This is a genomic window from Alcanivorax sp. (assembly GCF_002726155.1).
Lineage (GTDB): Bacteria > Pseudomonadota > Gammaproteobacteria > Pseudomonadales > Alcanivoracaceae > Alcanivorax.
Genome location: NZ_PBSH01000048.1, coordinates 1 through 10,386, shown reverse-complemented (window position 1 = coordinate 10,386; position 10,386 = coordinate 1). Strand labels below are relative to the sequence as shown.

The window sequence follows — 10,386 nt, the reverse complement described above, 5'->3', positions numbered from 1 at the left end:
TGACCACAAAGAGTACTTCTCCGGCGAAGCAGCACTGAAAGCTGGCGGTAAAGACAACACCATGGGTCAGTTCGAGAACACCTAAGTCTCGATAGATTCAAGGTAAGTCTTTAAGAAGCGGCCCCCCGAAAGGGGGCCGCTTTTTTTGTTTGCGGGTTTGCGGGAAGGAGAGGAGCGGACAGTCTTTCCTTCGCAATGGTGCACAGAGACCCAGACGCCGATTGCCAGACGAAAAATCTGGCGCTGAGGGTGTCTGGCATGATACATCCCACCCACGCTATTGGTGATGCGAGCATCACTTCCTACAGAAAACCAACGCCATCTGGCATCCAGCAACGGCGGCATTTCTGGCACCTTTGCGGTCAATCAGGCACAACCGGTGTTTTCACACCCATCCGTGCTGCGCTTTGTTGTTGATTGGCCGCTGAGGATCACTGGGATCAGAAACTCACCGGGCAATCCATGCCACCGAATTTCTTTTTTGCCTGGCTAAGGCACAACTTCATGGCAATACCGAACGGGTCACCGGGGATTTTTTCGCAAGCCTTGCGAGCGGCATAAGCTTTCGAACATTCACTGGCGGTGTTGGACAGCGTATTCGTTGCCGTATCGGGCTCACTGGCAGCAGGTGAGGAGGCGGTGCTCGCCATAACAGGCTCAGTATTCGGATGATTTTGGCGAAGCGTGTCCAGTTCTTCACGGAGAGAGACAGTGGGATCGACGAATACCCCTTCCTGGCCATAGTCTTGCTTGCTGGCGATGGAGCAATCGTATGGCCCTTGTCGCCGGAAGTAGTCCACGGTTTTACCGGCATCATGACAGAGTACCTGGGGAGGCTGGTTGTCCACGGGAAACGAGAAAATGCCATGCCGCTTGCCATTCTTTTGTGAGATAACCATGCCTTTTCGCGTCCAGGTTCGCGTCATGGTGTCATCGCCGTCCTTCCAGCGCATGGTAATGTTATTGCCGGTCTTGTTGAGCATCGTCTGACGTAACAGAACGATATCCATGTAATGGTCTGGCTCGTTTGCAAAATAGGTCACTAGATACATGGGATCCTCCCTGAACCTGGAGGTGTCAGTATCACCCTGGCGAAGGGTGTCGGTTTTCTGCCAGAGTGATTCTGCATAGGGAAAACCGGCGATACCGGTCTTGTCCCGATACCGTTTTACCGAAATACGCTTCACCCCATAATCGATTTTTTTCCATTTTCCACCGACTTTGACCCGGCTCTGGAGGTCAAGCTTATAGGCCGCATCCACATAAACGGGGTAGTCAGTGTCATCGGGTAACCGTTTGATATTGGCGACAATATTGGGAACCACATGCAGTTCCACTTCCCGTAGCGAAGCGCAGCCTGCGGCAGTGGAACGTACGCTGATTCGCTCATATTTCACGCTGTTATCGTTGATTAGATTATCTGTCTTTGACGGAGGGGTGACCATATCCGGCGAAATACCGCCGACCTGTAGTGCTCGCTCCTGCTTCAATGAGCATTCGGTGAGTTGAACTGCATCTGAATAGACCTCCGAGCGAGGGTAATCCCGTTGATAGCGATTGGCGAAATCTGCTTTGAGAATGGAAATATCACGCTGGTTTTGCGCTGGCCACTGATCAACGGGGTCCGCTTCTACTGCGTACAGTTGTTGCATGGCCGGGCTGTTGTGAATGCCGGAGGTGGCACAGGCCGTCAGTGCAGACAGGGCCATGGCCCCTGCAAGAATCTTCAGTGGTTGCATGTCCGTTCCCCAATTTCCCCATTGAAAACGGAATGATGCAAGAAAGACGCCGACAAGGCATCCCCTAAACAGGGTAGAAAAACGGATGGACTCTTTTAAAACGCGGTAATGAAACATAAAAAAAGGGCGGCCAATTGGCCGCCCTTTTGCGCATGTTGAACACTTACTCGTAATCGAAGGAGAAGTCTTCAGCGCTCATTTGCATGGTGCTCTTGGTGGGTTTCAGCGCCGCTTCGGCATGGCCCTTGGCGCTGGGCAGCATGCGGTCGAAGTAGAACTCAGCGGTGGCCAGTTTGGCCTTGTAGAATTCCGCCGGCTCATTGCCGCCATTTTCCAGCTTGTCGTTGGCAACACCTGCCTGCAACGCCCAGAAGTACGCCATCATGGCGTAGCCACTGTACATCAGGAAGTCATAGCTGGCGGTGGAGACCATGTCGCGATCTTTTGCCGCTACCAACATGATGCGGGTGGTCAGGTAGTTCCACTCGGCGGCGATTTTCAGCAGCTTCCAGGCGAACGGGCGCAGCTTGGGATCGCGCAGGTTCTTGGTGCCGAAATCCACCAGCTTTTTGGAGAATTCGCGCACACATTTGCCGCGGGAGGACAGCAGTACCTTACGGCCCAGCAGGTCCAGCGCCTGGATGCCGGTGGTGCCTTCGTACAGGGTGGAGATGCGCGCGTCACGGGCGATCTGTTCCATGCCGTGTTCTTTGATGTAGCCGTGGCCACCGAACACCTGCATACCGTCGTTAGCTGCTTCCAGCCCTTTCTCGGTCAGGAAGCCTTTCAGGATCGGTGTCAGGAAGCCCAGCTCGCTGTCCCAGTGCTCGTACTTCTTCATGTCGTCTTCGAGCATGCCGGCGATCATGTTGTCCGCGTACTGGGCGGCGTAATAGATCATGGCACGGCCACCTTCAGCGATGGCCTTCTGCTTGAGCAGCATGCGACGCACGTCGCCGTGATGAATCAGGCTGTCGGCGATGGCATCCGGCTCTTTCTTGCCGGACAGGGCACGCATGGACTTACGCTCTTTGGCGTAAGGCAGAGCTCCCTGGTAAGACAGTTCCGCGTGGGCCACGCCCTGCATGGCAGTACCGATACGGGCGCTGTTCATGAAGGTGAACATGCATTCCAGGCCGCCATGTTCCGGGCCGATCAAAAAGCCGGTGGCTTCATCGAAGTTGATCACGCAGGTGGCGGATGCCTTGATGCCCATTTTCTTTTCCAGGGAACCACAGCTCACGCCGTTGTCTTCACCGATCTTGCCCGGCAGGTACTTGGGCACGATGAACAGGGAAATCCCCTTGGTGCCTTTCGGGGCATCGGGCAGGCGGGCTAGCACGATGTGGACAATGTTTTCGGTCAGGTCGTGATCACCGGAGGAGATGAAAATTTTGGTGCCGGAGATTTTGTAGGAACCGTCTTTCTGCGGCTCGGCCTTGGTCTTTACCTGGCCCAGGTCGGTGCCGCACTGGGGTTCGGTCAGGCACATGGTGCCGCCCCAGGTGCCTTCGGTGAGCGGTACCAGGTAATCCTGGTGCTGCTGTTCAGTACCGTGCATCTGGATGGTATTCATGGCGCCCAGAGACAGGCCCGGGTACATGGAGAAGGACCAGTTTGCGGTGGCCATCATTTCCTGTTTGATCAGGCCCAGTGACATGGGCAGGCCCTGGCCGCCCACTTCTACCGGGTGGCTCAGACCCTGCCAGCCACCGGCTACGAATTCGTCGTAGGCTTCCTTGAACCCTTTCGGGGTGGTAACCACTCCGTCTTCCAGCTTACAGCCTTCTTCGTCGCCGCTCTGGTAAAGAGGCGCAATGGTGTTTTCACACAGCTTGGCCATTTCACCGACAATGGCTTCCACCATATCGGGAGTGGCGTCTTCACCATTAGGCAGAGTCTTGTAGTGACTCTCGAAATCGAAGACTTCGTTCATCAAAAAGCGCATATCGCGCACGGGGGCCTTGTAAGTCGGCATAGCAATCACCCTTGAAAAAACGGATTAACTGTCAGAAACGGACAGCGCAACAGGGCCGGCATTGTTAGGCAATTCAAGGGCGAAGGCATTGACTGCCAAGGCGCGTGGCTGCTGGCGTTAGGGTGAATGGTTGTAAACGGGGTAGTTTCTAGGGAGCCACCCTGACCATCGAGACAAGACACAACAGCTGCACGCTTCAGGTCACGCTGAGCATGCAAGGAGTTATTCAGAGGTTCCCTAGCTGCGAGTTACCAGGAAAAGAAACGGCTAGGTTGATGTGTTCGGGCAAGGATGTGCCCGCGGATTTTTCTCGCAGCTAGGAGCTCGTAGCTCGAAGCTACTCCTTCTTCCCCTTCCAGCTATACATGGAAGTTGATACCCCGGTGCGGCGGGCGACTTCATCCCAGATGCCCTGCGGTAGCACGGCCTTGAGCAGTTCGACGGATTTGGCCATGGGCGGCTCGATCACGAAGGCATCTTTTTTCTGCATGCCCTTGATGATGCTGCTGACGACTTTTTTTGGTGTCAGCATGGGGGAAAACAGAGGGGTTTTCACGCCGTCGAACATGCCGGTGGAGATATAGCTGGGGCAGACGCTGGTGACGTGCACATGCTTGATCTTGCGCACTGCCAGTTCCAGCCGCAGGGATTCGGAGAACCCCACCACTGCCCATTTACTGGCTGCATAACTGCTGCCATAGGGCAGGCCGATAAAGGCGGAGGCACTGGCGATGTTCACCAGAAAAGCCTCTTTGCTGTTGATCAGGTCGTCGAGAAACGCATGGGTGGTGGCCATCAGTCCTTCGCTGTTTACCTTGAAGGTGTTGAGGTGTTGTTCCAGTGCGATCTTTTCAAACTCACCGCCATACACCACGCCGGCATTATTGATTAGGCTGGTAATAGGGCCGACTTCTTCGTGCAGCTTGTCCCGGAATTTGGCAATGGAGGCAATCTTGCTCACATCCAGCATATAGGGGTGAGCCTTGCCGCCGGTGGCCTTGATCCGCTCCGCCACTTCGCGAGCCGCGCTGATACGACGGGCGGTGACGATGACCTCCGCGCCCTGCTTGGCAAATTCTTCCGCCATCAAGGCACCAATGCCGGCACCGGCGCCGGTGATCAGAATGCGGTGATTATCAAAACGGGCCATGACAGAATTCCTTAAAATCAAGCTGCGAGCGACTAGCTTCGAGCCGCCAGGCGCGTGAAAGGGATGGAGTTGCTTGAACCCCTGTGCCCGCGCCATTGCATCAATCGCGGCGAGCACGTTTCAAAGCAGTAAATCAGTGATCGCGTCGCAGCTAGTCGCTTGAAGCTCGCAGCTGCTTTTTACCCCGGCAGTTTCAGCCCGGCCATGACGACCGTGCCGTTTTCAACAGATCTTGCCCTTAGCCGCAGCCCGCTGACCCGGACCGTATCCCCTACAACCGCCTGTTTCCCCACTTGTTTGGTGAACATCTCGGCCACGGTCAATCCTTGCCAGAGTGGTGGAGGGGCTTCGACCCCGTACACAGCAATCAATTGTGCTACCGGGGTTTTGCCCAGCACGCTGAAATCACCGTAATAACGTTTCTCATCGCTACTTAATTTATGGCACAGGTCGGACAGGCCGGATTTGTGCGATAACGGTGCGAGCCAGGCGATCAAATCACCGGCTTCAATTTTGGGGTCGTCACTGAGGCTGAGCACCAGCTTATTACGGTACAGAATCAACGGCGTACGTTCGTCTTCGCCCAGCTCGGCCAGGCTTTTGCCTACCGCCTTGGCGCCGTCTTCCACCTCAAACTGCATCAGGTAGCGGTCGCTGGGAGCGGCCAGGGCCACGGTCTGCTTGGGTTCGGTGGTACGTGGTATTGAGACTTTCAATTTGCGCGCCACAAACCGCAGGCTCGCGCCCTGACCAAGCAGGGAAATCAGCACCACCACCAGAGTGATATCAAACAGCAAGTAAGTCTGTTCTACCCCGGCCAGTAGCGGGAACACGGCCAGCACAATGGGCACCGCTCCACGTAGCCCGGTCCAGGCAATAAAGATTTCTTCGCGCCAGGTGAAGCGAAAGGGCAGCAAGCTCAGCCACACGGACACCGGGCGCGCCAGCAGCATCAGGAAGGCAGCCACGGCCAGGGCCCAGGGCAGGTTTTCGGTGAGCCGGGAGGGCGTCACCAGCAAGCCGAGAATCAGGAACATGCCGGATTGAGCCAGCCAGGCCATGGAATCCATGGACTTGAGTACATTGTCACCGGTGCCGCCGCGGCGGTTCCCGGCCACCAGCCCGGTCAGGTACACGGCCAGGAAACCGGAGCCGCCAACCAGATTGGTGATGGCAAATACCATGGCGCCCCCGCTGCACAACAGCAGTGCGTGCAGGCCCTCATTGCTGCGCACCCGCAATAGCACCTCGCTGATCACCGCCCCCAGCAATAGCCCCAACAGAGCGCCAAGCCCGAATTGCTGCAGCAGGGTCACCAGCATGCCGATGCCCCACTCTGCATCCGGGTCCACCAGCAGCCCTACCAGCATCAGGGTAATAAAGATGGCCATGGGGTCGTTGAGGCCAGACTCGATCTCCAGGGTGCTTGCCACGCGTTCATTCAGTGTTACGCCGGCGCCCTTGATCACGCTGAATACCGCTGCCGCATCGGTGGAGCCAATAATGCCCCCCAGAAGCAGGCCCACGCGCCAGTCCACGCCGATTAACCAGGTGGTAAAGGCGCCGACCAGGGCGGCGGAGATAGCCACGCCGAGGGTGGCCAGGCTGAGTGCCGGGCGCAGGCCCAGCTTGAAGGTGCTTAAGCGGGTGCGCAGGCCGCCATCCAGCAAAATCACCGCCAGGGCGATGTTGCCAATCACATAGGCTGTGGAGAAATCATCGAACTCGATGCCGCCCAGGCCGTCTTCCCCGGCCACCATGCCGACCACCAGAAAAATAAGCAGGGACGGCACCCCGAAACGGGCGCTCAGGGAGCCCAGCAGCAGGCCGGTGAACATCAGGCCCGTGCCGATCAGCAGAAAGAGATTCAATGATTCCAAATGGGTTCCTGGTTAAGTGAGAACAGCGTTATAGAGTAGAATAGCTTACACGTAACCGGTGGTGAGCTGCATGCACGAGGCATGAGTTTCATGCCGGATCCGAGAAGTGCGGGTAGGGCCCAGATGCGGGTAATGGCTTGAGCGCGTCTTGCTGCAGGATTTCGGGCGCGCGCGATGCTTGCAGCGTGAGGCGTTCTCTTTATACTACCGCGCCCGGATTGACTATATTTTGAGCAGCAGGCCTGTCCTGCAAGGTAAGAGCACGATGGATTTTTCCCAGCGATTTGGTGTGATTGTGATCGGCGGTGGCCATGCCGGTACCGAAGCGGCGCTGGCGTCCGCGCGCATGGGCGTTTCAACCTTGCTGCTCACCCATAACATCGAAACCCTGGGCCAGATGAGCTGCAACCCGGCCATCGGCGGCATCGGCAAGAGCCACCTGGTGCGTGAAATTGATGCCTTGGGCGGGGCCATGGGCCGCGCCACGGATAAAGGCGGCATTCAGTTCCGCGTGCTCAACGCCCGCAAAGGGCCAGCGGTGCGGGCCACCCGTGCCCAGGCAGATCGCGAGCTCTACAAGGCCGCCATTCGCGGGACCCTGGAGAATCAGCCTAACCTGACCCTGTTCCAGCAAGCCGTGGACGACCTGGTGGTGGAAAACGGTCGCTGTGTGGGCGTGGTCACCAACATGGGCCTGCGCTTCCTGGCGGATGCAGTGGTGCTCACCGCCGGTACCTTCCTGGGTGGCGTTATTCATATTGGTTTGGATAATCACCAAGGCGGTCGCGCTGGCGATCAGCCCTCCAATGCGCTGGCGCGCCGTTTACGCGAGTTGCCGTTCCGGGTGGATCGCCTGAAAACCGGGACTCCGCCGCGTATCGACGGCAAGACGGTGGATTTCTCGGTGATGGAAGAGCAGTGGGGCGACAGTCCACTGCCGGTGATGAGCTATCTGGGTAAGGTCGAAGAACATCCGCAGCAGGTGTGCTGCTACATCACCCACACCAATGCCCAGACCCACGACATCATCCGCAGCGGCTTTGACCGCAGCCCCATGTTTACGGGGGTGATTGATGGGGTGGGGCCGCGCTATTGTCCGTCCATTGAAGACAAGGTAAACCGCTACCCGGACAAGGACAGCCACCAGATTTTCGTGGAGCCGGAAGGCCTCAATACCCACGAGTTATACCCCAATGGCATTTCCACCAGCCTGCCCTTCGATGTGCAGCTGCAGGCGGTTCGCTCCATTCGGGGTTTTGAAAACGCGCATATCACGCGCCCGGGTTACGCCATTGAGTACGACTACTTCAATCCCCAGGACCTCAAGCACAGCCTGGAGACCCAGCATATGCCGGGGTTGTTCTTCGCCGGGCAGATCAATGGCACCACCGGCTACGAAGAAGCCGGCGCTCAGGGGTTGCTGGCGGGGCTGAACGCAGCGCGGCTGAGCCAGGGAAAAGAGGCCTGGACCCCGCGCAGGGACGAAGCCTATATCGGCGTGCTGGTGGATGACCTGATCACCATGGGCACCCAGGAGCCCTATCGCATGTTCACCAGCCGCGCGGAATACCGGCTGTTGCTGCGTGAAGACAATGCGGACCTGCGGCTCACCGAAAAAGGCCGCGAGCTTGGCCTGGTGGATGACGAGCGTTGGACTGCGTTTAACGCCAAGCGCGAGGGTATGGCGCAGGAAGAGCAGCGTCTGAAGAGCACCTGGGTGCGGCCGAAAACCCCCGAAGCCGAGGCGGTCAATGCCCTGATCGAGAAGCCCCTGGCCCACGAATACAATCTGCTCGATTTGCTCAAGCGCCCGGAACTGACCTACGCCAGCTTGGCGGATGCGGTGGTGCTGGCGGAGCGCCCGGATGCGGCGGTTATCGAACAGATGGAAATTCTCGCCAAGTACGCCGGCTATATTGATCGCCAGGCCGATGAAATCGAGAAACTGCGTGCCGCAGAAACCACCGCATTGCCGGCGGAATTCGATTACGGGCAGGTGAAAGGCCTGTCCAATGAGGTGAAGCAGAAGCTTGGCGATATTCGCCCGCAGACCCTGGGCCAGGCCGGTCGGATCCCCGGTGTGACCCCGGCGGCCATCTCCCTGCTGATGATTTACCTGAAAAAACACCACCATCAAAAGAAGGCCGCCCAACAAGCATGAGTCTCGCTGACACCCTGGCCCAGGGCATCGATACCCTGGGCCTTACTCTGAGTGACGACCAGCAGCGCCTGTTGCTGGCCTATGTGGACCTGCTGGTCAAATGGAACCAGGCCTATAACCTCACCGCCATTCGTGATCCGCAGGAGATGGTGACCCGTCACCTGCTCGACTCCCTGGCCGTTTTGCCCTATCTGGGAGAGGGCGATACCCTGGATGTGGGCACCGGCGCCGGCATCCCCGGTATTATTCTCGCGGTGGCCCGCCCCCGGCAGGCATTCGTGCTGCTGGATTCCAACGGCAAGAAAACCCGTTTTGTGCGCCAGGCCCGCCGGGAGCTGGGGCTCGATAACGTGGAGGTTGTGCACGGTCGCGTGGAACAGTACCGTAAAGCCCCATCGCAGATTATTTGTCGCGCTTTTGCTTCCTTGTCGGACATGCTGGCGTTGATGACGCCCATAATGACCGACAATACCCGTTTGCTGGCCATGAAAGCGGCCAGCACGGAAGAAGAGCTGGCCACCCTGCCGACGCAGTGGCAAGGGCGCCATCACACCCTGACCGTGCCGGGCCTGGATGAGCCCCGCACCCTGGTGGTAGTGAACAAGGCCTGATGTCGAGCGGGGTGCTGCGTCAGGCATTCGACCCCAGGCGTCAGGCGTAAAATCAAGGAGAACGCAGTGACCACCGTATTTGCCGTAGCCAATCAGAAAGGCGGCGTGGGCAAGACCACCAGCAGTGTGAACCTGGCGGCGTCGCTGGCGGCCACCCGCAAGAAGGTCATGCTTGTGGATATCGACCCGCAGGGCAATGCCACCACCGGGTCCGGCGTGGACAAGTTTGACACCGACTACACCATTTACGATGTGCTGTGCGATGACGTGGCCATCGAGCAAGCGGTGACGGGGACCCCGGAAGATTCCGGTTTTGACCTGATTGCCGCCAACGGGGATCTGACCGCCGCCGAAGTGCAGTTGCTGGACATGACCGCCAAGGAATTTCGCCTGCGCAATGCGCTGGCGCGTATCCGGGACCAGTACGATTACATCCTCATTGATTGTCCGCCATCCCTGAACATGCTTACCGTGAATGCGTTGACGGCGGCGGACTCGGTGATTGTGCCGATCCAGTGCGAGTACTACGCGCTGGAAGGCCTCACCGCGTTGATGAACACCATCGAGAAAATCCGCACGGTGCTGAATCCGAAGCTGCACATTGGCGGCCTGCTGCGCACCATGTATGACCCGCGCAACAGCCTGTCCAACGATGTGTCCAACCAGCTGATCAGCCACTTCGGCGACAAGGTTTACCGTACCATCATTCCGCGCAACGTGCGGCTGGCGGAAGCGCCCAGCCACGGTGCGCCAGTGATCACCTACGACCCGAAATCCCGCGGTGCGGTCAGCTATCTGGCATTGGCCGGTGAGATCCTGCGTCGTGAGCAGGCGCTCAAGGCCCAGCCTGCAGCAGCTTCATAAGGA

7 protein-coding genes are annotated in these 10,386 nt (G+C 58.1%); 3 read left to right on the top strand and 4 right to left on the bottom strand.

Annotated features, from left to right (window positions below):
• Positions 1-440 precede the first annotated feature (440 nt).
• The 4 genes from CL546_RS14805 to CL546_RS14790 all read right to left on the bottom strand — a co-directional run bounded on the left by CL546_RS14805 (position 441) and on the right by CL546_RS14790 (position 6,747).
• The gene (locus CL546_RS14805) at positions 441-1,739 is read right to left on the bottom strand and encodes a hypothetical protein (RefSeq protein WP_290496345.1); all 1,299 of its coding nucleotides are present in this window, start codon (positions 1,737-1,739) and stop codon (positions 441-443) included.
• Between the two features lie 163 nt (positions 1,740-1,902).
• A complete protein-coding gene (locus tag CL546_RS14800) occupies positions 1,903-3,717 on the bottom strand; it encodes an acyl-CoA dehydrogenase C-terminal domain-containing protein (protein ID WP_290496343.1) in 1,815 nt (604 codons plus the stop codon).
• Between the two features lie 337 nt (positions 3,718-4,054).
• Positions 4,055-4,867: an SDR family NAD(P)-dependent oxidoreductase gene (locus tag CL546_RS14795; protein WP_290496341.1), complete on the bottom strand. Its 813-nt coding sequence runs from the start codon at positions 4,865-4,867 to the stop codon at positions 4,055-4,057.
• Between the two features lie 179 nt (positions 4,868-5,046).
• Positions 5,047-6,747 carry a potassium/proton antiporter gene (locus CL546_RS14790; protein ID WP_290496339.1) on the bottom strand — a complete coding sequence of 567 codons (1,701 nt, stop codon included), beginning with the start codon at positions 6,745-6,747 and terminating at the stop codon, positions 5,047-5,049.
• 265 nt (positions 6,748-7,012) lie between these two features.
• Here CL546_RS14790 and mnmG point away from each other — a divergent pair, with 265 nt between their 5' ends.
• The 3 genes from mnmG to CL546_RS14775 all read left to right on the top strand — a co-directional run bounded on the left by mnmG (position 7,013) and on the right by CL546_RS14775 (position 10,383).
• Positions 7,013-8,908, top strand: a complete 1,896-nt coding sequence (mnmG, locus tag CL546_RS14785; protein WP_290496337.1) for a tRNA uridine-5-carboxymethylaminomethyl(34) synthesis enzyme MnmG — start codon at positions 7,013-7,015, stop codon at positions 8,906-8,908.
• On the top strand, positions 8,905-9,519 hold the full coding sequence (gene rsmG / locus CL546_RS14780) for a 16S rRNA (guanine(527)-N(7))-methyltransferase RsmG (protein WP_290496336.1): 615 nt from the start codon (positions 8,905-8,907) through the stop codon (positions 9,517-9,519). Before mnmG ends, rsmG begins: the two co-directional genes overlap by 4 nt.
• A 66-nt stretch (positions 9,520-9,585) precedes the next feature.
• Positions 9,586-10,383 carry a ParA family protein gene (locus CL546_RS14775; RefSeq protein ID WP_290496334.1) on the top strand — a complete coding sequence of 266 codons (798 nt, stop codon included), beginning with the start codon at positions 9,586-9,588 and terminating at the stop codon, positions 10,381-10,383.
• Positions 10,384-10,386: the final 3 nt, after the last annotated feature.

Bases quoted from the DNA above. Each gene is read 5' to 3' on its own strand.
- CL546_RS14805 (WP_290496345.1), bottom strand. From the start codon at position 1,739: ATGCAACCACTGAAGATTCTTGCAGGGGCCATGGCCCTGTCTGCACTG.
- CL546_RS14800 (WP_290496343.1), bottom strand. From the start codon at position 3,717: ATGCCGACTTACAAGGCCCCCGTGCGCGATATGCGCTTTTTGATGAAC.
- CL546_RS14795 (WP_290496341.1), bottom strand. From the start codon at position 4,867: ATGGCCCGTTTTGATAATCACCGCATTCTGATCACCGGCGCCGGTGCC.
- mnmG (WP_290496337.1), top strand. From the start codon at position 7,013: ATGGATTTTTCCCAGCGATTTGGTGTGATTGTGATCGGCGGTGGCCAT.
- rsmG (WP_290496336.1), top strand. From the start codon at position 8,905: ATGAGTCTCGCTGACACCCTGGCCCAGGGCATCGATACCCTGGGCCTT.